31 protein-coding genes are annotated in these 26,676 nt (G+C 70.8%); 13 read left to right on the forward strand and 18 right to left on the reverse strand.

The genetic code is table 11. The features are described from left to right. Positions 1–49: 49 nt before the first annotated feature. Positions 50–595 carry a flavin reductase family protein gene (locus AMYAL_RS47145; RefSeq protein WP_039794732.1) on the forward strand — a complete coding sequence of 182 codons (546 nt, stop codon included), beginning with the start codon at positions 50–52 and terminating at the stop codon, positions 593–595. Between the two features lie 39 nt (positions 596–634). Here AMYAL_RS47145 and AMYAL_RS0136955 read toward each other — a convergent pair whose 3' ends face one another. Beyond that, entirely contained in the window at positions 635–1,420 is a 786-nt protein-coding gene (locus AMYAL_RS0136955; RefSeq protein ID WP_020636331.1) for an IclR family transcriptional regulator, read from the reverse strand. Between the two features lie 145 nt (positions 1,421–1,565). Here AMYAL_RS0136955 and AMYAL_RS0136960 point away from each other — a divergent pair, with 145 nt between their 5' ends. Both AMYAL_RS0136960 and AMYAL_RS0136965 read left to right on the forward strand, forming a co-directional pair. Beyond that, positions 1,566–2,408 (forward strand): TIGR03619 family F420-dependent LLM class oxidoreductase, encoded by an 843-nt coding sequence (locus AMYAL_RS0136960; protein WP_020636332.1) that lies wholly within the window; start codon positions 1,566–1,568, stop codon positions 2,406–2,408. Then, positions 2,405–2,878 carry a nuclear transport factor 2 family protein gene (locus AMYAL_RS0136965; RefSeq protein ID WP_020636333.1) on the forward strand — a complete coding sequence of 158 codons (474 nt, stop codon included), beginning with the start codon at positions 2,405–2,407 and terminating at the stop codon, positions 2,876–2,878. Before AMYAL_RS0136960 ends, AMYAL_RS0136965 begins: the two co-directional genes overlap by 4 nt. Here the strand turns inward: AMYAL_RS0136965 and AMYAL_RS0136970 are convergent. Beyond that, entirely contained in the window at positions 2,875–3,645 is a 771-nt protein-coding gene (locus AMYAL_RS0136970) for an SDR family oxidoreductase (RefSeq protein WP_020636334.1), read from the reverse strand. The genes AMYAL_RS0136965 and AMYAL_RS0136970 overlap by 4 nt on opposite strands. A 215-nt stretch (positions 3,646–3,860) precedes the next feature. On the opposite strand from AMYAL_RS0136970, the gene AMYAL_RS0136975 reads away from it, so the two are divergent. From AMYAL_RS0136975 to AMYAL_RS0136985, 3 genes are all read left to right on the forward strand, one after another. Beyond that, the gene (locus tag AMYAL_RS0136975; RefSeq protein WP_020636335.1) at positions 3,861–4,280 is read left to right on the forward strand and encodes a hypothetical protein; all 420 of its coding nucleotides are present in this window, start codon (positions 3,861–3,863) and stop codon (positions 4,278–4,280) included. 93 nt (positions 4,281–4,373) lie between these two features. Continuing rightward, positions 4,374–5,042 carry a DsbA family protein gene (locus AMYAL_RS0136980; protein ID WP_020636336.1) on the forward strand — a complete coding sequence of 223 codons (669 nt, stop codon included), beginning with the start codon at positions 4,374–4,376 and terminating at the stop codon, positions 5,040–5,042. Then, entirely contained in the window at positions 5,039–5,608 is a 570-nt protein-coding gene (locus AMYAL_RS0136985) for a vitamin K epoxide reductase family protein (protein ID WP_020636337.1), read from the forward strand. The genes AMYAL_RS0136980 and AMYAL_RS0136985 overlap by 4 nt, the downstream gene beginning before the upstream one ends. Here AMYAL_RS0136985 and AMYAL_RS0136990 read toward each other — a convergent pair. From AMYAL_RS0136990 to AMYAL_RS0137000, 3 genes are read right to left on the reverse strand one after another with little or no spacing between them, the layout of a single operon-like run. Further along, a complete protein-coding gene (locus tag AMYAL_RS0136990) occupies positions 5,587–6,819 on the reverse strand; it encodes an MDR family MFS transporter (protein WP_020636338.1) in 1,233 nt (410 codons plus the stop codon). The genes AMYAL_RS0136985 and AMYAL_RS0136990 overlap by 22 nt on opposite strands. Next, positions 6,816–7,907 (reverse strand): PLP-dependent cysteine synthase family protein, encoded by a 1,092-nt coding sequence (locus AMYAL_RS0136995; RefSeq protein WP_026467756.1) that lies wholly within the window; start codon positions 7,905–7,907, stop codon positions 6,816–6,818. The genes AMYAL_RS0136990 and AMYAL_RS0136995 overlap by 4 nt, the downstream gene beginning before the upstream one ends. Positions 7,908–7,961: 54 nt before the next feature. Next, complete coding sequence (locus AMYAL_RS0137000) at positions 7,962–8,306, reverse strand: hypothetical protein (protein ID WP_245193258.1); 345 nt, start codon at positions 8,304–8,306, stop codon at positions 7,962–7,964. 143 nt (positions 8,307–8,449) lie between these two features. On the opposite strand from AMYAL_RS0137000, the gene AMYAL_RS0137005 reads away from it, so the two are divergent. From AMYAL_RS0137005 to AMYAL_RS0137020, 4 genes are all read left to right on the forward strand, one after another. Further along, positions 8,450–9,499, forward strand: a complete 1,050-nt coding sequence (locus AMYAL_RS0137005) for a C40 family peptidase (protein WP_020636341.1) — start codon at positions 8,450–8,452, stop codon at positions 9,497–9,499. Between the two features lie 26 nt (positions 9,500–9,525). After that, the gene (locus AMYAL_RS0137010) at positions 9,526–9,888 is read left to right on the forward strand and encodes a BlaI/MecI/CopY family transcriptional regulator (RefSeq protein WP_020636342.1); all 363 of its coding nucleotides are present in this window, start codon (positions 9,526–9,528) and stop codon (positions 9,886–9,888) included. After that, on the forward strand, positions 9,885–10,820 hold the full coding sequence (locus tag AMYAL_RS0137015) for a M56 family metallopeptidase (RefSeq protein WP_020636343.1): 936 nt from the start codon (positions 9,885–9,887) through the stop codon (positions 10,818–10,820). The genes AMYAL_RS0137010 and AMYAL_RS0137015 overlap by 4 nt, the downstream gene beginning before the upstream one ends. A gap of 312 nt (positions 10,821–11,132) precedes the next feature. Continuing rightward, entirely contained in the window at positions 11,133–12,224 is a 1,092-nt protein-coding gene (locus AMYAL_RS0137020) for a S1 family peptidase (protein WP_020636344.1), read from the forward strand. Here the strand turns inward: AMYAL_RS0137020 and AMYAL_RS47150 are convergent, their stop codons facing one another. The 6 genes from AMYAL_RS47150 to AMYAL_RS0137050 all read right to left on the reverse strand — a co-directional run bounded on the left by AMYAL_RS47150 (position 12,225) and on the right by AMYAL_RS0137050 (position 16,522). Further along, a complete protein-coding gene (locus AMYAL_RS47150) occupies positions 12,225–12,626 on the reverse strand; it encodes a hypothetical protein (RefSeq protein ID WP_020636345.1) in 402 nt (133 codons plus the stop codon). 84 nt (positions 12,627–12,710) lie between these two features. Then, positions 12,711–13,676: an SMP-30/gluconolactonase/LRE family protein gene (locus AMYAL_RS47155; RefSeq protein ID WP_020636346.1), complete on the reverse strand. Its 966-nt coding sequence runs from the start codon at positions 13,674–13,676 to the stop codon at positions 12,711–12,713. Positions 13,677–13,822: 146 nt separating this feature from the next. Further along, entirely contained in the window at positions 13,823–14,959 is a 1,137-nt protein-coding gene (locus AMYAL_RS0137035; RefSeq protein ID WP_020636347.1) for a VanZ family protein, read from the reverse strand. Continuing rightward, entirely contained in the window at positions 14,952–15,254 is a 303-nt protein-coding gene (locus tag AMYAL_RS0137040; protein WP_020636348.1) for a hypothetical protein, read from the reverse strand. The genes AMYAL_RS0137035 and AMYAL_RS0137040 overlap by 8 nt, the downstream gene beginning before the upstream one ends. Positions 15,255–15,350: 96 nt before the next feature. Further along, positions 15,351–15,515, reverse strand: a complete 165-nt coding sequence (locus AMYAL_RS47160; RefSeq protein WP_157358230.1) for a hypothetical protein — start codon at positions 15,513–15,515, stop codon at positions 15,351–15,353. Positions 15,516–15,595: 80 nt separating this feature from the next. Beyond that, positions 15,596–16,522 carry a MurR/RpiR family transcriptional regulator gene (locus AMYAL_RS0137050; protein WP_020636350.1) on the reverse strand — a complete coding sequence of 309 codons (927 nt, stop codon included), beginning with the start codon at positions 16,520–16,522 and terminating at the stop codon, positions 15,596–15,598. A gap of 135 nt (positions 16,523–16,657) precedes the next feature. Here AMYAL_RS0137050 and AMYAL_RS0137055 point away from each other — a divergent pair, with 135 nt between their 5' ends. From AMYAL_RS0137055 to AMYAL_RS0137065, 3 genes are read left to right on the forward strand one after another with little or no spacing between them, the layout of a single operon-like run. Continuing rightward, positions 16,658–18,049, forward strand: a complete 1,392-nt coding sequence (locus tag AMYAL_RS0137055) for an MFS transporter (protein WP_020636351.1) — start codon at positions 16,658–16,660, stop codon at positions 18,047–18,049. After that, complete coding sequence (locus AMYAL_RS0137060) at positions 18,046–18,486, forward strand: GAF domain-containing protein (protein WP_020636352.1); 441 nt, start codon at positions 18,046–18,048, stop codon at positions 18,484–18,486. The genes AMYAL_RS0137055 and AMYAL_RS0137060 overlap by 4 nt, the downstream gene beginning before the upstream one ends. Next, a complete protein-coding gene (locus AMYAL_RS0137065; RefSeq protein WP_020636353.1) occupies positions 18,483–19,697 on the forward strand; it encodes a metal-dependent hydrolase family protein in 1,215 nt (404 codons plus the stop codon). Before AMYAL_RS0137060 ends, AMYAL_RS0137065 begins: the two co-directional genes overlap by 4 nt. 56 nt (positions 19,698–19,753) lie before the next feature. On the opposite strand, the gene AMYAL_RS0137070 is transcribed toward AMYAL_RS0137065, so the two are convergent. The 7 genes from AMYAL_RS0137070 to AMYAL_RS0137100 form a co-directional block, all read right to left on the reverse strand. Then, positions 19,754–20,755, reverse strand: coding sequence for a proline racemase family protein (locus tag AMYAL_RS0137070; protein ID WP_020636354.1), 1,002 nt, complete (start codon positions 20,753–20,755; stop codon positions 19,754–19,756). After that, the gene (locus AMYAL_RS0137075) at positions 20,756–21,667 is read right to left on the reverse strand and encodes a dihydrodipicolinate synthase family protein (protein ID WP_020636355.1); all 912 of its coding nucleotides are present in this window, start codon (positions 21,665–21,667) and stop codon (positions 20,756–20,758) included. Then, positions 21,664–23,013: an FAD-dependent oxidoreductase gene (locus AMYAL_RS0137080; RefSeq protein WP_020636356.1), complete on the reverse strand. Its 1,350-nt coding sequence runs from the start codon at positions 23,011–23,013 to the stop codon at positions 21,664–21,666. The genes AMYAL_RS0137075 and AMYAL_RS0137080 overlap by 4 nt, the downstream gene beginning before the upstream one ends. Continuing rightward, positions 23,010–23,276, reverse strand: a complete 267-nt coding sequence (locus AMYAL_RS0137085; protein ID WP_020636357.1) for a (2Fe-2S)-binding protein — start codon at positions 23,274–23,276, stop codon at positions 23,010–23,012. The genes AMYAL_RS0137080 and AMYAL_RS0137085 overlap by 4 nt, the downstream gene beginning before the upstream one ends. Beyond that, positions 23,273–24,436 carry an NAD(P)/FAD-dependent oxidoreductase gene (locus AMYAL_RS0137090; protein ID WP_020636358.1) on the reverse strand — a complete coding sequence of 388 codons (1,164 nt, stop codon included), beginning with the start codon at positions 24,434–24,436 and terminating at the stop codon, positions 23,273–23,275. Before AMYAL_RS0137090 ends, AMYAL_RS0137085 begins: the two co-directional genes overlap by 4 nt. Positions 24,437–24,513: 77 nt before the next feature. Then, entirely contained in the window at positions 24,514–25,113 is a 600-nt protein-coding gene (locus AMYAL_RS0137095; protein WP_020636359.1) for a helix-turn-helix domain-containing protein, read from the reverse strand. 146 nt (positions 25,114–25,259) lie between these two features. Beyond that, a complete protein-coding gene (locus tag AMYAL_RS0137100) occupies positions 25,260–26,675 on the reverse strand; it encodes an aminopeptidase P family protein (protein ID WP_020636360.1) in 1,416 nt (471 codons plus the stop codon). Position 26,676: the final 1 nt, after the last annotated feature.

Raw genomic sequence — 26,676 nt, forward strand, 5'->3', positions numbered from 1 at the left:
AGCGGGACGACGGCGGCACGGACGCGGCGAGCCGCCCTACCTTCGGCGCATGAGCCGCACAATCCGCACGAGTGAGCCCACCCCGGCCGAGATGCGCCGCGCGATGGGTGGTTTCGCGACCGGTGTCACGGTCGTGACCGGCCTGCACGAAGCCGAGCCTGTCGGGTTCGCGTGCCAGTCCTTCGCGTCGGTTTCGCTCGAACCGCCGCTGGTCCTGTTCTGCGCCGACCATCGCGGCCGGGCCTGGCCGAAGATCCGCGACTCGGGCCGGTTCACCGTGCACGTGCTCGCCGAGGACCAGAGCGAACTGTGCGCTCGCTTCGGTTCCCGGAACGGGCGGAAGTACGACGGTCTGGAGTGGACGGTCTCGCAGTGGGACACGCCGGCCCTGTACGGAGCGCTGCTCCGGGTGCACGCGGAGGTCGACGCCGTGCACGAGGCGGGTGACCACGACGTCGTGATCGGCCGGGTGCTGGAACTGGAGACGCTCGACGGCGACCGGCCGATGCTCTTCTTCCGCGGCGGCTTCGGGGTGCACAGCGCACACGAACGGGTCGCCCCGGCCCGGTGGGGCTGGGGCGACCATTGGGGCTGAGCCGCCTCAGCACGCGGTCCGGACGGCACCGCCACGACGTCAGGACCGGCCGGGGAACAGCAGCGCCGAGACCCTGTGCGTGGCGTGCGCGACCAGTGGGGCGAGCCGCTCCAACGGCGCCTTCAGATCGCCCACCAGGGAGATCGCGCCGACCGGCCCTTCCGGACCGTGCACGGCGGCGGCGACACAGGCGATGTCGGGAAAGCATTCGCCCCGCTCGTAGGCGACCCCGCCCCGGTCCCGGATCCGGTTCAGTTCCTGGTGCAGCGCACCGAGATCCGCGATGCTGCACGGGGTCCGGGTGGCGGGCCGGGCGCCGACGAGATCGTCCACGTCCTCCGCGGGAAGCGCGGCGAGCATCGCCTTGCCCAGCGCCGTCGAGGACGCCGGGGCGTGGCCGCCGACCCGTGACGGCACGGTCGTCGCCCGCCGTCCGCCGAGCTTGTCCAGGTACTGCACCCGGCCTTCGTCCAGGACGGCGAGGTGCACGGTCATCCCGGTCCGCACCATCAGCCCGTGCACCAGCGGCGCGGCCGAGGCCCGCAGCTCACCGTGCGCGTACTCGTCCCCGCCGAGGTGCAGTGCCCGGCGGCCGAGCGAGTAGCCGAGGCTGGAATGGTCGAGCCAGTTCAGGTTGACCAGCTGGTCGAGGATCCGGTGCGCGGTCGACCTCGGCAGCCGCGTCGCACGGGCGACGTCCTCCAGCGTGAGCCGCGCGAAGCGGCCGGGGAAGGCGTCGAGGATGAGCGTCATCCGCTCGACCATCGACGGCGGGAGCGGGTCGCGGTGGTCCGATCCGGGCGCTTCGACGGTGGTGACGCTCATCGCGAACCTCCTAAAACTGAAATGAATTCTAGATGGAGATTAGCAGTCGCCCGACCTCGAACGGAAGACCGGAACTGAAATTCATTCTTCCGCTGAGCGAGACCGTCTCCCCGCGCCCCGGTCCCGCGCGGTTCACTGCGCTCCCATGAAGATCGGCATCGTCAGCCCGGTGGTCACCGCAGTTCCGGGAGCCGCCTCCGCGTGGGAACGGGACGCGGGCATCGAGGACCTGGCGCGGATCGCCGAGGCCGCCGACGAACTCGGCTTCCACCACCTCACCTGCAGCGAACACGTGGCCGTCCCGGCCGACGTCGCGGCGGTGCGCGGCGCGACCTACTGGGATCCGCTGGCCACCTTCGGGTACCTCGCCGCGCGCACCCGCCGGATCCGGTTCGCGACCCAGGTCCTCGTCCTCGGCTACCACCACCCGCTCGCGATCGCCAAGCGCTACGGCACGCTCGACGTCGTGAGCGGCGGCCGTCTCGTGCTCGGACTCGGCGTCGGCAGCCTCGAAGAGGAGTTCGGCCTTCTGGGCGCACCGTTCGCCGCCCGCGGCGAACGGGCCGACGACGCGATCGCCGCCCTTCGCGCCGGCTTGTCCGAACGCCTGCCCGAACATCACGGCACGCACTACGACTACGCCGGTTTCGTGGTGGAGCCGCACGCGGTGCAGCCACGGGTGCCGCTGTGGGTCGGCGGCCGGACTCTTCGTTCGCTGCGCCGGGCCATCACCTTCGGCGACGGCTGGGTCCCGTTCGGGCTGAGTCTCGACGAGGCGGCGCGGTTCCTCGCCACCGTCGAACGTCCGCCGGGGTTCGACGTCGTGCTCGGCACCGGCCGCCCGGTCGACCCGCTCGGCGATCCCGGCGGCACCGCGCGGCGGCTCGATCGGGCCGCCGCGGCGGGCGCGACGATCGTCAGCACGAGCGTCGCGGCCCGCGACGCCGAGCACTACCGTGAGCAGCTGGCCGGATTGGCGGACCGATGACCGAGGAACGACTGGCAGCGCTCGAAACGCGGCTGCGCAGGCTTGAGGACGAAGCCGAAATCCGCCGTCTGATCGCCTCCTACGGGCCACTCGTGGACAGCGGCGCCGCCGACGAAGTGGCCGCGCTCTGGACATCGGACGGGTGTTACGACGTCGACGAGATCTTCCTGGACGGCCAGGCGGCGATCTCCGCCATGGTGCGCTCGGCCGGTCATCAACGGTGGATCCAGGGCGGCTGCGCGCATTTCGTGGGCCCGCCCCACGTGACGCTGAAGGGGGACGACGCCGTCGCCGTCTGCCATTCGCTGATGATCGTGCACGAGGACGGGCGATTCGTCGTGCGCCGGGCCACCGCCAACCACTGGCGCCTGCGTCGCGAGGAAAGCGGCTGGGCGGTCACGGTCCGCACCAACCGCGTCCTCGACGGACGCCCGGAATCCCCGGCGCTTCTCCGCCGGGCCGGGGATTAGCCGTTCGGGGTGTGCTGCAGGAAGGCAGGCCATTCCCCGCCGCCGTCGACGTTCAGCACCGCGCCGGTCACATGGCTCGCCAAGGGTGAGGCGAGGAAGAGGCAGACCTGGCCGATTTCGGCCGGAGTCGCGAACCGTCCTCTCGGGATGGTCCGCGCGACCGACTCGCGCTGCGCGGGGTCGCCGTAGTGATCGGTGGAACCGGGTGTCTCCACCAGCCCGCAGCTGACCGCGTTCACCCGGACCTCGGGAGCCCACTCAACTCCCAGGCTGCCGGTCAGGCTCTCCAACGCCGCCTTCGCCGCGCCGTACACGGCGGTCCCCGGACTCGGCCGCCGCGCCGAGATCGAGGTGATGTTGACGACGGATGAGCCCGCCGTCGCCCGCAGAAGCGGGTGTGCCGCGTGGAGCACGTGAGCCGCCGCCATGAAGTTGAGGTCGCTGATCTTCTGGTGGAACCGCGGGGACGCGTCGGCGAACTGCGCGAAAGGCGCGCCTCCGGCGTTGTTGACCACGACGTCGACGCGTCCGTGCCGTTCGCCGACCACCCCGAGCCACCGCTGGACCTCTTCGGCCTCGCGGACGTCCACCCGCTCGAACCGGGGACGGCGGCCGTCGGCCTCACGAAGCCCGTCGGGCACCGTGCGGCCGCAGATCTCGACCTCCGCGCCCGCCTCGAGGAAGGTCGCCACGATGCCGTCCCCGACACCGCGCGCTCCCCCGGTGACCAGGACGACCCGGCCGGTCATGTCGAAACTGACAGGCATTTCGCTCTCCTCTCGACGACGAGGCGAGCTTACCAAGCAAACGCTAGGTTGCTGACGGCGCGGTGACCGCGATCACCGCGACCCCCTGCCGCTGACGTGAACGTCGTCTGATCACGCGAGTTCCGCCTCCGATCACGCGAGATCGCCACTCACGACCACCTGGCCCGGACGGCACCTCGCCGTGGCTTTACAAAGACGCCTTTACTCTTCGGTCCGTGCCCGGCGAAAGGACTGCGACGACGGCCGCGCGGCTGTTCGCCGTGCTGGCCGCGCTCACCATCGTCGCCCTGGTCCAGGGCGCGCTGTGCAGTGACGGCGCCGCGGCGGCCGGATCGCCTTGCGCTCCCCTGTTCGCCACGGAAACCACCCGTGACGCGGCCGTCGAATGCGAACCGGCGACGCCGCAGGCAAGCCCCGCCGGCGGGCATGCCGCCTGGCTCGTCCCGGCCGAGCCTCCGCACAACCACCTCGACGACGCCATCGGGATCGGCGTGGCGCTGGCCGCGCTCTTCCTGCTCGTCCGCCGCCGTCGTCCCGACACCGCAGGCCTGCCATCCGGCCTGCCGTTGTCCTCGCTGTCCAGGCGATTGGCGACCACACCGCCGCTCGTCCAGCTCTGCGTTTCCCGCACCTGATCGGCACTCCCGGTCGTGACCGGTCCGCCCCGCGGCGGACCGGCAGGCCATGCCGTCTTCAGTTGCCCGATCCCGAGCCAAGGACTCAGCAGAATGACCAAGAACAGCAAGGTTTCCCTGACGGTCGTCGCCGTCGTCGTCGCGGTGGTGGCCGCGTTGCTCGTCTTCACCAAGCCGGGTGAGGACACCCCGGCCGCCCAGGCGGACGCGCCCCCGGTGGTGCCCGCGTCGGTCCTGGTCCGGCCGGACAGTCATCGGCTGTCCGATCCGGCCGGCGCCAAGGTGACCGTCGTGGAGTTCCTCGACCTGGAGTGCGAAGCGTGCGGCGCCGCGTTTCCCGGCGTCGAGCGCCTGCGCGCGGAGTACGGGGACCGCGTCACCTTCGTGATGCGCTACTTCCCCATCCCCAGCCATCAGAACGCCGAACTCGCCGCGCGGGCCGTGGAGGCCGCCGGCAAGCAGGGCAAGCTCGAACCGATGTACCGCCTGATGTTCGAGAAGCAGCCGGAATGGGGTGACCAGCAGGTCTCCCACCGCGACACCTTCGTCGGCTTCGCCCGCCGGCTCGGGCTCGACACGGCCGCCTTCGAGATCGCACTGGACGACCCGGTCACGCTGGGCCGCGTCCTGGCCGACCGCACCGACGGAGCGAACGTCGGCGTCGAGGGGACGCCGACGTTCTTCGTCAACGGCGTCAAGTTCTCGGGATCACCGTCCTATCAGGCGCTCAAGGCCACCATCGACCGGGAGCTGGCGAAATGACGGAGGAGCGCGCGCCGTTCGCGATCCGCGTGACGCCGTGGGTGCTGCTGATCGGCGGCGCGATCGGCCTGGTGGCCGCGCTGGTGCTCACCGTCGAGAAGATCAAGCTGCTCAAGGACTTCTCCTACATTCCCACGTGCAGTGTCAATCCGGTCCTCAGCTGCGGGTCGATCATGAAGACGCCGCAGGCGGAGCTGTTCGGCTTCCCTAATCCGCTGCTGGGGATCGCTGGGTTCACCGTCGTCCTGACGACCGGGGTCGCGGTGCTGAGTGGCGCGCGGCTCCCCCGCTGGTACTGGCTGGGCCTGCAAGCGGGCTCGGCGCTCGGCGTGGTCTTCGTGCATTGGCTGATGCTCCAGAGCCTGTACGTCATCGGCGCGCTCTGCCCGTACTGCATGGTCGTCTGGGCGGTCACCATCGCCGTCTTCTGGTACACGACCCTGCACAACCTCCACAAAGGACGGACGGTGCTCCGCTACCACAGCGTGGTGCTCGTGGTCTGGTACGCCGTCATCGCCGCCGCGGTCCTGCAGGCCTTCTGGAGCTACTGGAAGACGCTCGTCTGAAGGCGGCTCCGGTCGAGGGCACGTAACCCGGCCGCGCACACGACACCGATCACCGTCAGGGCGAGCCAAGGGATTTCCGGCAGGCCCGCCCGGCGCGCGAGGTCGAACACGGTGCCGGTGAAGAGATTCCCGAGGAGGATGCCCACCCCGACGATCGTGTTGTAGAAGCCGTAGTGCGTGGCGACCAGGCGGTCACCGGACAGCCGGACGACGGTGTCCATTTCGAACGGGAAGACGATCACCGTGCCGACGGCCAGCAACACGGCCGAGACGAGCAGCCCGGCGCCTGCCACGACCGGTCCGGCACGGGCGACCGTCAGCGGCGCGACGAACGCCACCGCCATGAACACCATCCCCACCGCCAGACAGGTGCCGGGCGACCACCGGTCCTTGGCCCAGGCGGTGATCTTGAGCTGCCCGGCGATCGCGAGGCCGCCCGAGATCACGAACAGCCCGGCGATGAGCACGGTGGCCGACGTCTCCGAGCCGGTGATCCGGCGGGCCTCCATCGGCAGGGCGAGGTAGGTCTGGAAGGACAGCACGTACGAGCCGATCATGACCAGCGCGAAGAGCAGGAAGGGACGATTCGCCGTCACGACCCGCCAGTCCGCCCGGATCGACGAACGTTCCTTTCCGTTTTCGTGCGCGGGCAGCGCACGCACCTGGACCACGGTCAGGACACCGAAGACCGCAGCCGCCACCAGGCAGGTCAGCCGGAAGTCGACGGCCGTCAGCGCCAGCCCGACCACCGGACCGACGAGGATCCCGCCCTGGTAGAACACGTTGAACACGGAGAACGCCTCCAACCGCCGCTCCCCCGCGTCCGCCGCCAGATAGGCGCGGACAGCCGGGTTGAACAGGGCCCCGGCGAATCCGGTGGCCGCGGAGGCGACGATCAGTGACGGCAGCGAGGACGTCACGCTCAACAACGCGAAGCCCGCCGTCCGCAGCACGCATCCGGCGACGATGAGCGGCTTGTAGCCGAACCGGTCGGCGAGCGTGCCGCCGACCAGGAACATGCCCTGCTGCGAGAAGTTGCGGATGCCCAGCACCAGGCCGACGGCCCAGCCCGCCAGCCCCAGCGGGCCGGAAAGGTAACCGGCGAGGTACGGCATCAGCATGTAGAAGCCGACGTTGATGGTGAACTGGTTGACCATCAGCACTTTGCTCGGCCGGTCGAAGGACCGGAACCGCTCGAAGAACCCCGTCACAGCGCGGGGTCCACGACGGTGCGGCAGCGGGTCCAGCGTTCCACCACGCGTTCGCCGGGATGCCCGATGACGTCCGGTTCCCGTGGCGGGACGACGTCGAGCAGACCGTGTCCCGCGCAGTATTCGTCGTTGTAGACGGTGTCGAAGTAGCGCTGCGGGCCGTCCGGGAAGATCGCCGCGATCCGCACGTCCGGATCGTGCGTCCGGGCCAGCCAGGCCGCGACGAGGGCGACCGCGCCGACACTCCAGCCGCCGGTCGCGTACTGGGCGGCGGCGAGACGGCGGCAGGTCCACACGGCCTCGGCCGGGGCGACCCAGTGGACCTCCTCGAAGGCGTCGTAGTCGACGTTGCGGGGATGGATGCTCGAACCGAGCCCGCGCATCAGCCGCGAGGTGGCGGGTTGCCCGAAGATCGTCGACCCGACGGTGTCCACCCCGATCAGGCGCAGATGCGGGAAGTACCGCCGCAGCGCGCGGAAGGTCCCGGCCGAATGCCCGCCGGTGCCGACCGAGCACACCAGGACGTCGATCCGGCCCAGTTGCGCGGCCAGTTCGTCGGCCAGGCCCGCATACGCCGCCACGTTGTCCGGGTTGTGGTACTGGTCGGGGCACCACGCGCCGGGTTTCTCTTCGAGTACCCGCCGGACCCGGTCTCGGCGCGCCTGCTGCCAGCCGCCGTCCGGATGCGGCTCGGTGACGAGGTCGACCCTGGTGCCGTGCGCGGTGAGCATCCGCCGCACGATCGGTTCCATGCCCGGATCGGTGACCAGGGTGACCGGATGGCCGTGCACGATCCCGGCCAGTGCCAGCCCGAGCCCGAGGGTCCCGCTGGTCGACTCGACGATCGTCGCGCCGTCGGCGAGATCGCCGCGCGCCTTGGCCTCGCCCACCATGTGCAACGCGGGACGGTCCTTCATGCCGCCGGGGTTGAAGCCCTCCAGTTTGGCCCAGAAACCCTTGCCGGAACCGGTGAGGCGCTCGTCGATCCACAGCACGGGCGTGTTGCCGACGGCCAGCGCCGGGTTCACGCAGCGCGCGGCGGTACTCAAGAGACGGGACGGCGCGAAATGAGGCAGGACAGCGTTCATCGGGGATTCGTCTTTCTGTGCGGTGCGGACATGACCGGGACGACGCGGGATCGGTCACGTCCGCGAGACGCACAGCTCGGCGAGTATCCGCGGACCGCTTCGCGCGAAGGCGAGCGAACGCGGGCTTTCCTCGGTGACAGCCGAAAAGACCCGGCCTGGCATGAGCGGCGGCAAGGAGTCCGGCGTGGACGGCGAGTGGTCGCTCCGCACCACGACCGCGGAGAGCGGACGGGAGTGCAGATGTCCTTCGTTCGGCGGGCACGACGAGTCAGGGGAAGCCGCCGCGACGACGGCTGACCTGTCGCGACCGTCGAGGCAGTCGTAGGCCTGCGTTCCCGCCACGACCACCAGCAGCAAAGCCAGCAGGAGGCGACGAAGAGTAGCCGGAGAGACACTCACGGTTCCCACCGTAGCAAAGATCGACTCGATCTCCCATGGCCGCTAGTACTAACTGACTTAGTAGGACTTCACCGCGCGCTCACAACCGTCCCCGTACTACTAAGCGCGATAGTTGAACCTGTGCGACAGGAGATTCGGCACCCGTGACCCCACACCGGCGCTCGCTGCGGCACCCCCTCGCCGCCACCGCCGCCCTCATGGTCCTCGGCCTCGGCACGCTCCCCGCGAGCGCGCAACCGGCCCCACCGGACGGCCAGGATCCGATGCGGCGCTACCAGGAACTCGGCGCTCAGGCGGCGAAGGCCGACGAGGATCTGCAGGAATCACAAGACCGGCTGAAGACCCGCGAGACCGAACGCGACCAGGCCACGGCCGCCCTCGGCCGCGCCGACGGCGACCTCACGCAGGCGCGGTCGGCGATCGATCGCTTCCGGCCGCAGGTCGAGGCGATCGCACGGTCCGCGATGAGCGGCGAGCGGCTCGGCAACGCCGTCCTGCTGCTCGACAGCGGAAGCAGGCAGGAGTTCCTCGACCGTTCCTCGGCGTTAGAGGTACTGGCCGGAGAGAAGGCGAAGGCACTGAACGGCCTGCGTGAAGCGCTCGGGAAGGCGCAGACCGCCCGTGCCACCGCCGCGAACGCGCGGGAAACGGCCCAGCTCGCCGCCAACGACGCCACTTTGGCGCTGGACCAGGTCCGCACGCGCAAGAAAGACCTCGACACCCAGATCGCCAAGGTCCGCGAGGCACTCGGCGACCTTCCCTCGGCTGACAAGGCGAAACTCGGCAAGGTCCAGGACAAGGGCTCCTACCTCGGCCCGCCCGGTGCCGCGAACGACGCGCTTCAGGCGGCGCTGTCCAAACGGGGCTCGCAATACCAATGGGGCGCCACCGGGCCGAGCGAATTCGACTGCTCCGGACTGACCTCGTGGGCGTACAAACAGGCGGGCATCTCGCTTCCCCGGACCAGCCGCCAGCAGTACACCGTCGGCAAGCCCGTCCCGCTCGACCGGCTCGTCCCCGGCGACCTCGTGTTCTACGACGACGGCACCGGAAACCCCGGCGCGATCCACCACGTCGGCATGTACGTCGGGCCGGGCAAGATGGTCGACGCGCCGACGGAGGGCCAGCTGGTCGACGTCCGGTCGGTCAAGGGCGACGGACATCTGATGGGCGCCCGGCGCATCGTCGGCTGAGCAGTATCCTTCCGGGCGGAGGTGTCATGCAACGGCTGGGCGAGCTCGAAGCGTCGGTGATGGACGTGCTCTGGAATTCGGCGGAACCCCTGCGGGTGCGCCAGGTTCTCGAGGCGATCAACCAGCACCGCGCTCTCGCCTACACCACGGTGATGACGGTGCTGGACAATCTGCACCGCAAGGAATGGGTCGTCCGCGAGATGGAGAATCGCGCGTACCACTATCGTGCCGCGACGACCCGCGAAGAGGCCACCGCGCAAAGCCTGCGCGAACTGCTCGACGCCTCCGACGACCGGGAATCGGTGCTGCTGCATTTCGCGCGCTCGGTCACCGAAGAGGAGTCGGACATCCTGCGGAAGGCGCTGCGACGGAAGCCCGGCAAGCGATGATCCTGGCGGCGGTGCTCCTGTTCGGCGTCGTGCTGATCGGCTGGTTCTCACCCCGCGTGCTCGGCAGGCTCACCGCGGGCGGGATCACCCCCGGCACGGCGCTGGCGTGGTGGCTGCTGACCGCGCTCGGCGTCCTCGGCGGCACCTTGGGCACCGTCCTGCTCCTCGTGCTGCCGGACCACGGTCCCGCCACGGCCATCACGGGGGTCCTCCACGACTGCTGGGCCGCGGTCGGCCACAGTGACGTTCCCGCCCTCGACCCGGTCGCCGGCACGTTCGCGGGCGCCGCCCTCGTGATCGCTGCGGCCCGGCTGGCCGTGGCGTCGGCGCGGCGCCGCAAGCGCAGCACCCGGCTGCACCGGCGTCATCTCGACGTGCTCCGGCTGTCCGGCGCCCGGTCGGGGCCGACGCTGTGGCTGCCCGACGACCGTCCGATCGCCTACAGCCTCGGCGGACGGGACGGCCTGATCGTCGCCAGCGAGGGACTGGCCGCGCGTCTCTCGCGCCACGAACTGAACGCCGTGCTCGCCCACGAACAGGCGCATCTGCGCGGCAGGCATCACCTCTTGACCGCCTCGGCCGACGTCCTGGGCCGCACGCTGCGGTTCGTCCCGCTCATGCGCGAGCTTCCCGGCGCGATCCGGCTGCTGGTCGAACTTGCCGCGGACCGGGCCGCCGCCACCCGGCACGGACCCGAGACCGTGCGCTCGGCCCTGCTGTCCATCCACTCGGCGGACGGGCCACGCCGCGCGCTCGGCATGGCCGGAGGCGACACCGAGATCCGGCTGCGCGTGCTGGCCTCGCACACCGCCGGGCCGTCCCGTTTCCCCGCGTGGGCGAAGGCCGTCGCGGGCGGGACCGTCGCGCTGCTGGCGCCGTCCGCTTTCACCGTCGGACTGCTTTTCGCGAGCGGACTCGTTTCCTGCTGGTGAGCCTTTCGTCATCAAATCGGGCAAACGGGTTCTGCCGCACACAATCAGGTGATGAACGCGGAACAGGCCTTTTCCCGAATGCCACACTCCCGTCGCGGATTGTCGTGGATCCGCCAACACATCGGGGACGGTAAATCGGGCACGCTCCACTCACAAGAGTGATCAGCAGCCGATGTCACCGCCTCGCCTTGCGCCGGAAAGGGGAATTACCGGCGCTACTCAAATGGCGGCATTCGCGCGGGACCGCATTGTCGTAACGTCGATTCCCGATCCACACCCCGCAACGAATTTCCACGATATCTGGAGGTTTTCGTGATACGACGTCCTCTGCGCACACTCACCGTCCTGATCGGCGCCACCGCGGCCGTCACCGCTTTCGCGGCCCCCGCTTCGGCGGCGCCGGCGCTGAACGAAGCGGCGGGTCCGGCGACGTTGGCCGCCGCGCAGCAGAAGCTCGGCACGTCGCTCGGTGCCGCGTTCGCCGGGTCCTGGCTGGACACGACGACCGGCGGACTGGTCGTCGGCACCACCGACGCGAGCCAGTCGGCCAGGATCCGCGCGGCGGGTGCCGTCCCGAAGGTGGTGCGGCACAGTTCGGCCGAGCTGAAGCGGATTCAGTCCACATTGGACGAGAGAACCGCGGCCCTTCCCGGCTCGGTCGCGGGCTGGTACGTCGACGCGCCCTCGAACGAGGTCGTCGTCAGCGTGGTGGGCGGTGACGCCGCGGGCCGGGCGTGGGCGGAATCGGCAGGCGTCCCGGTCCGGGTGGACCAGGTCGCGCACGCGCCGCGACCGTTCTGGAGCGTGGTCGGCGGGCAAGGTCTCTACTTCAACGGCGGTGCCTGCTCGGTCGGGTTCAACGCCCACGACGATGACGACGACTACGTGATCACAGCGGGCCATTGCACCGAACTCGGCGGCACCGTGACCGGCGTCGGCGGCACGATCGGCAAGGTCGCGAAGTCGTCCTTCCCCGGCAACGACTACGGGACCGTCAAGGTGACCCACTCCGACGTCTCGAACCCGCCGCGGGTCGACCGGTACGAGGACGGTACGGACGTGCGGATCGAGGGCTCGGACGTCGTCGGCGTCGGCGGGCGGATCTGCCGGTCCGGGATCACCACCCACTGGCAGTGCGGCCGGGTCGAAGCGCTCGATCAGACGGTCAACTACGGCAACGGGAACGTCGTGCGGGGGCTCACCCAGACCGACGCCTGCGCCGAGCCGGGCGACTCCGGCGGCTCGTTCGTCAGCCGTCCTTCGTCGGGTTCCGGGACGAAGCTGGTGCAGGCGCAGGGCATGACCTCAGGCGGTTCCGGTGACTGCCACTCGGGTGGCACCACCTACTTCCAGCCCGTCAAGGAGGTGCTCAACCGCTACGACCTGACCCTCGAGAAGGACTGATCACCCTGCCGGGAGGGGCGGCCGATCCCTCGGCCGCCCCCTGATCCGCCCGGCGAGTTCGCCAGCCTCCTCGACCAGCGCCTCGATCTCGGCCCACCGGCGGCGGACCCGCTCGTGATCGGTGACCAGCGTGCCGGAGACCATGCCCAGGAAGAGGTTCGCGTCCGTCCCGACCTCCGCGAGCCGCAGGAAGTGGACACGGTCCTCCTCGGTTCCCGCGCCATGCGCCGCCGCCCATTCACGGGCCCGCATCCCGGCGTCGTGGCACGCGTCGACGAGGAGGGCCCTGATCTCCTCCGGCCTGCTCCTCGGGCTCGCGGGCGGTTTCCCCATCAACGGGAAAATGTTCCAGGCCACCGAGAGCAGACAGTCGGCCACGTCGTCCATCGACTCCACGTCCACCGCGCGGAGTGTTCCCGCCCGCGCCCGCTGCCAGGCGTAATGACTCGCCCGAGCGCCAGGATCGACCCGATCGGGTGGCCGGTGTCAGAAGCGGCGCAGCGCGAACGTCCGCGCGGACGGGTCACCCGCGAGCAGCGTGTCGAGGTGGCCGGTCAGCACCACGACACCGGCCGGGGTCTCCGCCGCGGTGGTCGGTTTCCCGTCCGGCCACGGGGTGACGATCCGCCGCTCGCGCGCCGCACGCCAGTGATCGGCGGAGGTCAGCACCCGGACCCCGGTCAGCCCCGGCGTGCCGAGGTCGTTGGTGACCGAGACGAGCGAGCCGTCACGGCGCAGGACGAGCCCGTCCCCGCCGATCAGCGGACGCTCCAGCGCGACGGCGACGGCCTTCCCCGAGTCCATGTCCACCTTGAACAGCCGTCCCGAGCTGTACAGGACGGTGAGCACGAAACCGTCCGGATGCCAGACGACGCCATTGAGCCCGAACCCCTCGCCGGTGAACTCCGGACTGGTGACGCGCGCGGTGATCCGGCCTCGCGGATCGACGCGGTACAGCGCGTCGCCGACGGTGTCGGTGACATAGGCGTTGCCGCGCGGGTCGATCGCGACGTCGTTGGCGGCGTGTTCGCCCGCACCGACGGCCAGGTCGACCAGCGCGATCCGCTTCCCCGTGCGCAGATCGAAGATCCCGAGCCCGGACTGGTGGTTCACCGTCGACGGCGTCGACCGCTCGCCGAGCCCGAGATCGCCGTAGGTGACCAGGATCCGGCCTCGCGCCGCGTCGACGGCGATACCGAACACCGACACCATGCCGGGATCGCTCACCAGGGTCCGGACGGTCCGGTCGCGCTGGACCACCGCGACAGTGCCGAAGCGGACGGAGCCCACCAGAGTGGTCTGTCTGCCCGGATCCCAGGCGACCCCTTCCGGATAGAGGGACGGCGCGGTGACCTCCACCGCCGCTCCCCTGGCCTCCGCGGGCGCCGTCCCGATCCCGGCGACGACGGCGGCCAGCAGGACGGGCAGGACCAGACGTTGACGTAAGCGCATTGCGATTCCTCCCTTTCGCTTGTCGTCAACGAGCCTGCTGCCCGTCCCCCGGCCCAACCAGGTCGTGCGGATCCTGTTACCAGGACTACCCGGAACCTGGACAGGCGATCACGCGAGTTCCGTTCCTGATCACGCGAGTCACGCCTTCACTCACCTCGGGCCTGACCGATGCCACCCTGCGCGTCGACGGTGGCGGGCGGCTCGTCCGGGCCGTCGATCGCGCGCGCGTCGACCACCCGCAGGCCGGCGACGAGACCGGACAGTCCTTGGTGGCCTTGCGGCCGGATCGCGAGGATGCCGCTGACGAAGAACAGCAGGTTCGCGAGCGGCTCGAATCCGCCGTTGACCGCGGACGCCAGGGTGAGCAGGGTGAAGTAGCCGCCGGAACCGGCGAGGAAGCGCACGATCATCCGCCAGGCGGCGGGTTTCCCGCCGTCCGGCCCGGCCGGGCGCAGCAGGACGATCCGTTGCCCGAAGGTGGCGCCGTTGCCCGCGACCGGGATGACGAACAGCAGGAGCAGCGCGGGCAGCAGGGTGGCGATCAGCGCGTTGACCACGGTGTTCGGCTCACCCGCCAGCAGGGTCGTCACGATCCCGACGGTGGTGCCGAGCAAGATGACCGAGACGACGTCGATGGCCATCCCGAGAAGACGGCGGCGCGCGGTGACCGGCCTCGGTGTTCCCGGCGGCGCGGAGGGCTCGTTCCCCGGCAGCAGCGGCAGCAGCGGGGCGAGCCCGAAGCCGACGGCGGCGCCGAGCGTGTTGGTCAGCAGGTCGTCGACGTCGGCGAGCCGGTACGGGCACTCGAACAGGAACCAGACCCCGGTGAGCTGAGTGCACTCGATGAACAGGGAGACCACGAACCCGAGGGCGACGGTGGTCAGGAAGCCTCGCCGGAAGAGATGCCGCACGAACATGCCCAGCGGAACGAACAGGGCGACGTTGAACACCGCCTGCTGGACGGCGGGGTTGCGCAGGACCGCCCGCAGGCCGGCGCCGGTCTGCTCGCGGCGGATGTCGGCGACGAACTGGAACGGGCGGAGCTGCAGATGGCTGCTCGCGTGCTCGGCGCACCACGCCGCCGTCGTCTCCGGGATGGGGAGCAAGGTGTACGTCCACAAGGACATGGCGTAGACCAGGAAACCGAACACCAGCAGGACCCGCCAGAACCCGAGCTCTCCGCGTCGCCGGTAGCTCGCCGCGATGTACGGGACGGCCAGGAGACACGCGAGCACGAAACCCGCGAACACCGCGATGACCGCGGAGATGGTCGGATCAGTCACTCGCGGAAGCTAACAACGCTCGCTCCGGAGCACCTGTCACGCCACCTGGCCGGGTGACTTCGGCCGGGGCGAGGGCCCGCTGATGCGCGAGCGCGGCGATGGCGAAGGTCAAGTGGACGACGACCCAGTTGCGGTCCTCGCGGTGGACCCGCTGCAGAAGGTCGAGTGCGGCGTCGCCCGGAGTGCGGCCCTGACGGCAGGCGTCGATGTACGCCTGGGTCAGGTCGTCGACATTCCTCCGGAACTCCGCGAAGGCGTCGGCGGGTTGGGCGTTGATACAGAAATCCACGGTCACGTCACTCAGCGTTCCATAACGCGACACAAAGTTACGACTTGACGGGTTTGGAATCACTCACGTGAGGTAGTCCCGCAAAATCGCCTGTGCTCTGCGTCACGCCGAAGCGAGTCCGGCGGGCACCCGGTGTTCCCGTTCGGCCGCCTTGGCCCGCCGGGTGACCGGGAAGCGCTGGTCGAGTTCGACCAGCAGCGGGGTCGCCGCCATCAGCGCCAGCAGTGCGAGCCCGGCGTAAGCACCCAAAGTCGCGATGATCGTCATGTCTGCCTCCTCGATCCCCGTACCGCCTGTTCCGGCGGCCTGGAACCAGGATCGCCCGCCGACCGGGGCAGGCGGATCGGTCATCCGGCGGAGACGCCTCGACCGGTCGGCCTTTTCGGCACTGACCGTTCGGCCGACCCAGGGCGGCGGTGCAGCAGATCGAACCGCGACCACATGGCCTCGGCCGCTTCGATGGACTCCCCGGTGCGGACCGGGTCGACGGTCGCGAGCTGCGCGACGATGGCCTGCACCAGGCTCATGCCCGCGGTCAGCGACGGGAAGAAGGTGACGCCCTCGGCAGGCACCATCAGCACCTGCTCGACGGCGCCCGCCAGCGCGGGACTCGCGGCGTCGGTGATCGCGAACGCGCGCGCTCCCCTGGCTTTGGCCTCGTTCGCCGCGAGCACGGTGCTCTCGTACAGGCGCCAGAAGCTGATCGCGATCAGCACGTCTTCGGCGGTGAGTTTCGCCGTGGCGTTGGCGAGTTCGGCATCCCCGGCGGTGATCGCGTGGACGTCGTAACCGGCGAGCCGGGCGTTGTGCGCGAAGGCGATCCCGACGGCCGCGTAACTGCCGTCGGCGATGACGAGCGTGCGGCGCGCGGCGGCGACGGCCTCGGCGACGTTGCGGATCTCCTCCTCGGCGAGCCGCCGGTTGAGCAGAGCGAGGCTGTCGAGGTCGCGGCGCAGTGACGCCGATCCCGGCGAGCCGACGTCCCGGTGCTCCTCGGCCACCTGCGGCGCGCTCAGCGACGACATGTACCGCGCCCGCAACTCCTGTTGCAGCGCGGGCCAGCCGGCGAAACCCAGCGCCTGCGCGGTCCGGGTGACCGTGGCGACGTTGACCCCGGCGAGCTGGGCGAGTTCGGCCGTCGAGCCGAACGACGCCCGGCGCGGTTGCGAGACCAGCACTTCGAGTACCGCGGCCGACTTCGGCCGCAGGCCGCGTTCCGGCGTCCGATCCCGAAGCCACGCCTCGAAACCGTCGTCGATTCCCGTCTCTGTCACGCACGCCCTCCCTCGACCGCGCCACGGTAACGCATCGTGCCCGTCGGACCACTTGCAACAACCATTGCAGTTTCGACGAAACGCAGTATACGTTGTCCGCACTCCTCGTCGCCCGAACCACGGAAGGCGTTCCCCATGACGCTTCTGGCACGACTGGACCGGCTCCCGCTGAGCCGTCCCCATTACAAACTCCTGTTCATCGGCGGGCTCGGTTACACCTTCGACGGCATGGACTCCGCCGTGGTCGCCTTCCTCCTGCCGAGCGCGAAAGCGGCCTGGGGCCTCGACAACGGGCATCTGGGGCTGATCGGTTCGGCGACGCCGTTCGGCTTCCTCTTCGGCGCGATCGCCGCCGGCCTGCTGGGCGACCGCATCGGTCGCAAGAAGGTCATGATGTACGCGCTGGCCTTCTACGCGGTCTTCTCGGTGCTCGCCGCCTTCTCCCCCAACTACGAGATCTTCCTGGGCGCCCGCGTGCTGGCCGGAGCGGGCGCGGGCGCCGAAAGCGCGATCATCGCGCCGTTCCTTTCCGAGTTCGTCCCCGCCAAACGACGCGGCTGGTTCGTCGGCGCGCTCGCCGGATTCTTCTCGTTCGGGTTCGTCATGGCCGCGCTGATCGGCCGGTTCATCGTCCCGACGGTGCCGGAAGGCTGGCGGGTCGCGCAGCTGATCACCGCGCTACCGATCGTCATGCTGCTGTGGTGGCGCCGTTCGCTGCCGGAGTCACCGAGGTTCCTGGTCGCGAACGGACGGCACGCCGAGGCGGAGAAGATCGTCGCGAAACTGGAGCGGGACGTCGAAAGGGCGACCGGACAAGAACTTCCGGCCGTCGCTCAAGCCGACGCCCAGCCCGCGACGGAAACCCCCAAGGTCAACCTCTTCAGCGCGCTGAAGTTCCTGTGGAGCCCGGCGATGGCGCGCCGCACCGCGGTGATCTGGACCGTGTGGTTCGTGATCACGTTCTCCTACTACGGCTTCTTCTCCTGGATCCCGACGCTGCTCGTCGAACGCGGGATCACGGTGACGAAGAGCTTCGAGTTCTCCATCATCATCTACCTGGCGCAGATCCCCGGATACTTCTCCGCGGCATGGCTGTCGGAGCGGCTCGACCGCAAGCACACCATCGCGCTGTACCTCGCGGGTTCGGCGGTGAGCGCGTTCTGGCTGAGCCAGATGGACGCGCCGTGGTCGATCACCCTCGCCGGGGCGGTGCTGTCGTTCTTCCTCAACGGCACCTACGCCGGCGTGTACTCCTACACCCCCGAGGTGTTCCCGACCTGGATCCGCGCCAGCGGGACCGGGCTGTCCAGCGCGTTCGGCCGCGTCGGCAGCATCCTGGCCCCGACGATCATCGGGCTGTCCGCGGCGAGTCTCGGTTTCGCGGGCGTCTTCGGCCTGACCACCGCCGTCCTGGCGGCCGGGGTGGTGTGCGTGGTCGTGTTCGGCCTGTCCACCGCCGGCCGCTCCCTGGAAGAACTGACCGAACACGGCAAGCCCGTGGAGACCGCGAAGGAGATGACGAAGTGACCGTGTCGCTGTCCACTGTGGAGGACAAGACCCGCGCGACCATCGGCGTACGGCTGTTCACCGTGCTGGCGTGGGTGCCCGAACGACGGGCGCTGCGGCGCGTGCACAGCAGCCACCCGCACGACTACCCGGTCGGCGGTGAGAAGACCGTCGAAGTGGCGGCGGGCTGGCTGGAGCGATGCATCACCGGGCAGGAACCGTATTTCGGCCCGGACAGCGCTGCCGTGCGGGAGATCTTCGCCGACCACGAGCTCATCGACAGGCTCGGCTGCGGCGCGGTGATCAACGTGCCGGTGGTGGACGACGGACGCACGCTCGGCGTCCTCAACATCCTCGACGCCGAAGGCAGTTACGACGACGATTCCGTCGCGGCGGCCCGTTCTCTGGCACCGTTGGCGGTCCCGGCCCTGCGCGAACTCCTGGAGGAAACCCGATGACCGGATCGCTGCTGCTGCGCAACGCCCGACTGCTCGACCCGGTCACGGGCGAGTACACCGAGGGAGACCTCCGGTGCGCCGACGGCCGGATCGTCGAGATCGGCACGGGTCTCGGCGCGGGTGAAGCGAGGACCGAAGACCTGCGCGGCGCGTTCGTGCTGCCCGGTCTCGTCGACGCCCACGTGCACGTGACCGCGTCGACCGCGGATCTCGGGTCGCTCCCCGCGTCGTCGCCGTCCTACGTGGCCGCGCACAGCGCCCGCACCATGAGCCGGATGCTGGACCGGGGCTTCACGACGGTCCGGGATGCCTCCGGCGCCGACTACGGTCTCGCCGACGCGCAGGCCGAGGGCCTGTTCCGGGGCCCGCGCCTGCTGTTCTGCGGACGCGCGCTGAGCCAGACCGGCGGGCACGGCGACAGCCGGACCCGCGGCGCCAACGTCAGCGAAGACCACCCGTGCTGCGCGGGTCTCGGCCGCGTCGCCGACGGCGTCGACGCGGTCCGCGCGGCGGCGCGCGACGAACTGCGCAAGGGCGCGCACCACATCAAGGTGATGGCTTCGGGCGGCGTCGCCTCCCCCACCGACCGGATCGACTCGACGCAGTACTCCGCCGAGGAACTGCGCGCGATCGTCGAGGAGGCGGAGTCCGCCAACCGCTACGTCGCCGCGCACGCCTACACCGCCCGCGCGGTGAACCGGGCGCTGGAACTGGGCGTGCGGTCGATCGAGCACGGCAACCTGATCGACGACCTGAGTGTCGAACTGTTCCTCCGGCACGACGCGTATCTCGTGCCCACCTTGGTCACGTACTGGGCGCTGAAGGAGGAAGGGCGCGAGCACGGCCTGCCGGAATCCAGCTGGCGCAAGGTCGACGACGTCCTCGGAGCGGGCATGGCCGCGCTCGAACGGGCCGCCAAGGGCGGGGTGAAGCTGGTCTACGGCACCGATCTGCTCGGCGGGATGCACCGGCACCAGAACCACGAGTTCCGGTTGCGCGCGGAAGTCCAGTCCCCGCTGGAGGTGATCCGCTCCGCGACGTCGACGGCGGCGGATCTGCTGAACCTGACCGGCGAGATCGGCACCCTGGCCGTCGGCGCCCACGCGGACCTGCTCGTGGTGGACCGGGATCCGCTGGAGGACATCGGTGTCCTGGCCGAGCCCAAGTCCTTCCGGCACGTCGTCCAGGCCGGGACGGTGGTCTCCCCCTGACCCGTTTCGTCCTCTGGTTGCGGCGGTCGTGTCGCACCCAGAGGACGAAACGCGGGTCAGAGGACGAAACCCTCGGGGAACGGATCGTCCGGATCGAGCAGGTAGGTGGCGTTGCCGGTGATCCACGCCCGCCCGGAGAACTCCGGGACCACGGCGGGAACACCACCGACGGTGGTCTCGGCGACCAGTTCGCCGGTGAACGTGGTGCCGATGAACGAGCTGTTCTCGAACGGCGTGTGCAGCGGCAGCTCACCGCGCGCGTGCAGCTGGGCCATCCGTGCCGAGGTGCCGGTGCCGCACGGCGACCGGTCGAACCAGCCGGGATGGATCGCCATCGCGTGCCGCGACACGCGGGCGTCCGCGCCCGGCGCGAGGAACTGGACGTGCTTGCAGCCGCCGATCAGCGGGTCGACCGGATGCTTCGGCGGACGCTGGTCGTTGATCGCGGCCATGATGTCCAGCCCCGCGGCGAGGATCCGGTCCTTCTCCGCCCTGTCGAACGGAATGTCCACTTGGGACAGTTCGAGGATGGCGTAGAAGTTGCCGCCGTAGGCCAGGTCGTAGCGCACCTCACCGAGACCGGGCACCTCGACGACGGCGTCACGCTCGGCGAGAAACGACGCGACGTTGCGGAGCTTGACGCGTTCCGCGCGGCCGTCCCGGACGTCGACCTCGGCGAGCACGAGCCCGGCCGGGGTGTCCAGCCGTACCACGGTCTTCGGTTCGGTCACCTCGACCATGCCGGTCTCCACCAGCACGGTCGCCACGCCGATGGTGCCGTGCCCGCACATCGGCAGGCAGCCGGACACCTCGATGTACACCACGCCCCAGTCGGCGTCCGGCCGCGTCGGCGGCTGCAGGATCGCGCCGCTCATCGCGGAATGCCCGCGCGGCTCGTTCACCAGGAACCGCCGCAGGTGGTCCAGGTGCGCCATGAAGTACCGGCGGCGTTCGGCCATGGTGTCGCCGGGGATGACGCCGACCCCGCCGGTCACCACCCTGGTCGGCATGCCCTCGGTATGCGAGTCGACGGCGGTGATCGACCGGATCGACCGCACCTACGCCACCCCCAGCGAGGCGAGCGCGCGGCCCATGTCGGCGGTGACCTGCTCGTGGTGGTCGCCGGTCAGCGGGCCACGGGGCGGGCGGCACGGTCCGCCGTAGCGGCCGACGAGGTCCATCCCGAGTTTGATCGCCTGGACGAACTCGGTGCGTGAGTCCCAGCGGAACGCGGCCACCAGCGGTTCGTAGAGCGCCCTTGCCTCGTCGAGCTTGCCTGCCCTCGCCAGGTCGAACAGGCGCACCGACTCGGCCGGGAACACGTTGGGGAAGCCCGCGAACCAGCCCGTCGCGCCCATCAGCAGGCTTTCCAGCACGACGTCGTCGGCGCCGCTGATCACGTCGAGGCCCGGCGCCTGCTCGCGGATCTCCAGCACCCGCCGGACGTCACCGGAGAACTCCTTGACCGCGACCACGTTGTCGATCTGCGCGATTTCGGCGAGCAAGGCGGGCGTGAGGTCGACCTTGGTGTCGATCGGGTTGTTGTAGACCATCACCGGCAGGCCGACCGACGCCACGGCCTCGAAATGCGCGAGCACCTCGCCGCGGTTCGCCCGGTACATCGTGGGCGGCAGGCACAGCAGGCCACCGGCGCCGTCCTCGGCCGCGACCTCGGCCCAGTGCCTGGCCTGGTGCGAACCGGGGCCGTGCACGCCGACGACGACGATCCCGTCCTCGCCGACGGTTTCGATCGCGGTGCGGGCGACGCGTCGGCGTTCCTCGTCGGTCAGCGACGAGTACTCGCCGAGGGAGCCGTTCGGGCCGACACCCCGGCAGCCGTTGTCGATCAGCCACCGGCAGTGCGCGGCGTAGGCGTCGTAGTCCACGGCCAGCCCGGCGGGCGCCGCTTCGTCCGCCCGGTACGGGAGGGCTGTCGCGACGACGACGCCACCGAGGTCGGGGGTGCTCATTCAGGTTCTCCTTCGGTTCGGGCGGCGAGCTCGCCGAGCCGGATCGGCTGGGCGATGGGGCGGTGGTGCCGTTCGGTGCCGCCGCAGAGTTCGGCCACGGCCGGGCCGCACATCCGGCCCTGGCACGGGCCGAGGCCCGCACGGGTGCCGAGTTTCAGCGCGTGCGAGCCGGGGCAGGCCGCGTCCCCGGCCGCACGCGTCACTTCGCCGTACGTGGTTTCCTCGCAGCGGCAGACGATCGTGTCTTCGCGCAGCCAGCCGAGCCAGGCCGGGCCGATCGGGTGAGCCGTGGCGAGGCGGCCGGCGAAGGTGAGGGCTCGGTCGCGCGCCCGGATCAACGCCGAAGCGGGCTTGCCCCCGGCGGCGGCGCATCCCGCCACCGCACCCTCGGCCGCAGCGGTGACCGCGCCGCCGATACCGGTGATCTCGCCCGCGGCGAAGACACCGTCCACGGTGGTCTGTTGCGCACCGTCCACCCGCACGAAACCGGCGTCCAGGACGCAGCCCGCGGCGACGGCCAGTTCCGGCTGCGGGACGAAGCCGTGCCCGACGCAGACCGCGTCCACCGCGTAGGTCCGCTCGGTGCCGGGGACGATCGACCAGTCCGCACGGACCTTCGCGGTCACGACCTCGCGGACGCGGTCGGCGCCGCGTGCTTCGATCACGGCGCGGCCCAGCCGGTACGGAACACGACGGCGGGCCAGCGCCGCGGCGTACCGCGCCAGTTCGCCCGCCTTGCCCGCGTGGGCGGCCAGGCGCCACGGCCGGGCCGACCATCCTTTCCGGACGGTCGCGAGCGGGTTCGCCTCGAGGACCGCGACCACCTCCGCCCCGGCATCCAGCAGCGATTCCGCGACCGGCAGCAGGAACGGCCCGGCCCCGGCGACGAGGACCCGCCCGCCGATCGCGACCCGTTCCCCTTTCGCCAGCGCTTGCGCCGCGCCCGCCGTGTATACGCCGGGCAGTTCCCAGCCGGGGAACGGCAGGGTGCGGTCGTGCGCGCCGGTCGCCAGGATCAGCGCGTCCGGGACGAGCGTCAGCCGCTGCCGTCCGCTGCCGTCGGCCTGTCCTCGCAGCACCTGCAGGCGATTCTCCACCCGGTCGAACGCCCAGACGGTGGATCCGGGCAGCCACCGGCACCGCGGATGCGCGAGCAGGCGGCGGCGCCGGTCGAACTCCGATCCGCCGCGCCGTGCCGGGTGGCCCTCCAGCGGCCTGCGGTGGTACTGGCCGCCGGGCGATTCCGCCTGGTCCAGCACCGTGACGCGGGCACCGGCCAGCAAGGCGTGTTCGACGGCCGCGAGCCCGGCGGGCCCGGCGCCGACGATCACCACATGCCTGCTCACGCGCTCTCCTCCCGTGACTGGGTGCGGATCTCGTCGCCGTCGGCGGCCGGACGGCGGCAGGCGCGGACGTCGGGCACGCCGTTGACCGTGAGCAGGCAGTCGAAGCACGCGCCGATCCCGCAGAACACGCCGCGCGGCGCACCGGACCGCGTGGTGCGCCAGGAGATCCGGCCCGCGGCGAGCAGCACTCCCGCCACGCTCTGGCCGTCGATCCCGGTCAGGGGCTCGCCGTCGACGGTGATCCGGATCGGCCGGGCGCTCATGTGGCCAGCACCGCCGGACGGGCGGGCGTGAACTCTTCGACCGGCATCGCGGGCTCCGTTCCGGTGAGCAGCTCGCGCAGGAGGCGCGCGGTACCGACGCTCAGCCCGATGCCGGCGCCTTCGTGCCCGGTGGCGTGCCAGAGGTTTCCCAGCCTCGGGTCCGCACCGAGCACCGGGAGATGATCGTCGACGTAGGGCCGGAATCCGCCGTACGCCCGCATCACCGCGACGTCGGCGAGCGCCGGGAACAGCCGCAGTGCCTTGACCGCGATGGCGCTCAGCACGTCCGGGCGGATGGCGTCGTCGAAATCCACCCGGCGGCGCGAAGAGCCGATCAGCACGGTGCCGCCCCAGGTCGACTCGACCACGGCGGATGTCTGCAGTCCGCCCGAATCGGCACCGACCGCGCCGACGTAATCGGCGTCGTACACCTTGTGCCGGATGACGCCGGGCATCGGCGTGGTCACCAGTACCTCGCCCCGGCGGGGGCGGATCGCGATCGGGGCGCCGAGGCGCGCCGACACCTCACCGGCCCAAGGGCCTGCCGCGTTCACGACGACGTCGGCCTCGATGACCTCGCCGGGCACACGGACTCCGACTATTCGTCCCTTGTGGATGGACGCGCCGACGACCTCGGCGCCGGACCGCAGCCGGGCACCGTGCCGCAACGCGGAACCCAGGAGGGCCAGCGCCGCGCCCGCGGGCTGGACCTGAGCGTCCTCCGGATAGCGGAACGCGGCGGTCACCTCGCGGGTCAGCGCGGGCTCCGCTTCGGCGAGTCCCTCGGGAGACAACTGTTCCGCGCGAACGCCGGATTGCGACCCGGCGAACGCGGTGAGAGCGCGGGCGCCGTCGTCCGTGGTGGCGACGACGATGCCGCCCTTGGGGTCGTACTCGATCGCCGCGGCGGCACGCGCGTCCTCGTCGGCGATCTCGGCGACCACTCGCGGCCACAGCGCGACCGAAAGCTTCGCGAGTTCGAGTTCGGCGCCGGGTCCCTTGTCGGAGACGAGAATGTTGCCCTCGCCGTGCGACGTGGTGCCTCCGGCGGGACGGCCGCGATCCACGACCACGACGTCGAAGCCCGCCAGGCTCAGCTCGCGAGCGCACGCGGCGCCGACGATGCCCGCGCCGAGGACGGCCACGCGCGTTCGGTTCATCGACCCTCCGCTGTTCGGTAAAGCGAACGATCGGAGCGTAAGTTCCCTCCGGGACGAGTGTCAATACCCGTGCGCGGTCAGCCCTTCAGGACCGGATGCGGCCTGCCGTCGAGGCGTTCGTCGGCGCGGTACTGCAGCAGCAGGACCGAGTGCACCGGCCCGTCCGAGGCGGTGTAGCAATGCGGTTCGCGGGCGTCGAAAGCGACGTAGTCCCCAGGGCCGACCTCGACGGTCCGGCCCGCCACCTCGACCCGCAGCGAGCCCGACTGCACGACCGTGTGCTCGATCCCGGCGTGCCCCTGCGAACGCTGCGGCGCGTCGCCGCGCACCACCTGGTCGTACACCTCGAAGACGCCCTCGCCGGTGTCGATCCGCCGCAGCGGCCGGAGATCGACGCCCTCGCCGCTGAGCACCTCGACGTCGGCGCCGCGCACCACGGTGAGCGCGCCGCCCGCCCGCTGGTCGAGCAGATCGGAGATCGCCACCTCCAGGACCCTGGACAGGCTGAACACGGTCTCGATGGTCGGATTCCCGCCGCCGGACTCCAGCTGCGACAGCGTCGCCTTGCCGATGCCCGACCGCCGCGAGAGCTCCGACAGCGAGAGTCCCCGCGCCGCCCTCGCCGCGCGCAGGTTGACCGCCAGCATGTCCCGGATCGAGGGCGTCTCGTCCTCCACCGCTTCTCCCCTGTCGTTCGTCAAACCGTACGACCGGGGAGCGAATCGTTCGCTTTGCCGATCGAGTTCGCGGACATCATGACACGGCGACGGCGACGGCGACCGGGGACACCGGAGGGCCGGAGCAGTCCCGGCCCTCCGGCGCTTCACCCCCTGGCCGCCCGGACCCAGGCGGTGATCTCGTCGGCGGTCGAGGGGAAACCGCCGGACAACAGGTCGTGGCCCGATCCGGTGACCACCACGTTGTCCTCGATCCGGATGCCGAGGCCGCGCAGTTCCGGCGGGACCGTGCGGTCACCGGCGTGGAAGTACAGACCGGGCTCCACCGCCAGCGCCATGCCCTCGGCGAGGGTGCCCTCGCGGTAGGCACCGGGACTCGCGGAGGCGCAGTCGTGGACGTCCAGCCCGAGGAAATGGCCGGTCCCGCAGACGATGTACCGCCGATGCTGCTGCCCGTCCGGCGACAGCGCTTCGTCCACCGAAACCGGGAGAAGACCCCAATCGTGCAACCCCGACGCGAGCACGCCCAGCGCTGTCTTCTGGAAGGCGGCGAAGTCCTGCCCTGGGCGTACTTCCGCCAGCGCCGCGAGGTGCGCCTTGTGCACCAGGTCGTAGACGTCGCGCTGGGCCGTGGTGAACTCCCCGCCGACCGGGAAGGTGCGGGTGATGTCGGCCGTGTACAAGGAATCCAGCTCGACCCCGGCGTCGAGCAGCAGGAGGCTGTCCTCGGTCACCTGCCCGTCGCAGCGCGTCCAGTGCAGGATCGGCGCGTGCGGCCCGGCCGCGACGATGGAGGTGTAGCCGGGCCCCGTGCCTTCGGTGCGGGCACGTCGGTCGAAGGTGCCCTGCAGCCAGCGTTCCCCGCCGCCGCGGACCGCCTCGGGCAACGCGGACAGCACGTCGGCGAACCCGAGCGCGGTGGCCTCGACGGCGTCGCGCAGCTGGCCGATCTCCCAGTCGTCCTTGATCCGGCGGAGATCCGCGAGGACCGTCCGGAGCCGTTCGCTGTGGCCGAAGCCGTACGCGTCGAGCGCGGGATCGACCCCGGCCCCGACCAGGAAGCTCGGGTTCCGCCCGCGCAAGCCGTGCGGGAGGTCTTCCAGCGGGCGGCATTCGATGCCGAGCGCGTCACCGTACGCGGCCGGGCCCGCGGCGGAGCCCACCCACAGCGGGCTGGTGTCGGCGTCGCCGACGAAGTCGGGCTCGTCCGGCTCGGCCGGGCGCGGGACGTACAGCGTGGCGTGGTGGCTGTCCCCCGCCGGGGTCAGCACCAGGATCGCCCCCTCGCGCTGACAGCCGGTGAGCCAGACGAAGTCGCTGTCGGCGCGGAAGCCGTGGAAGGTGTCATTGGACCGCACCACGGCGCGGCCCGCCGCGAGCGCGATCCGCTGACCGGGCAGTTCCGCCGACAGCCTGCCGCGGTGGGCGGCGGCGGCCTCGGCGCTCCCCGCCGTCACGTCGACACTGGTGTCCGCGGGCTCCCAGCCGTCGCTGATCCAGTTCCGGAACCCCTTGGCGGCCAGCAGCGCGCGCAGATCCGGCCGGGTTCGGTCGCCGGTCATC

The organism is Amycolatopsis alba DSM 44262 (genome assembly GCF_000384215.1).
Lineage (GTDB): Bacteria > Actinomycetota > Actinomycetes > Mycobacteriales > Pseudonocardiaceae > Amycolatopsis > Amycolatopsis alba.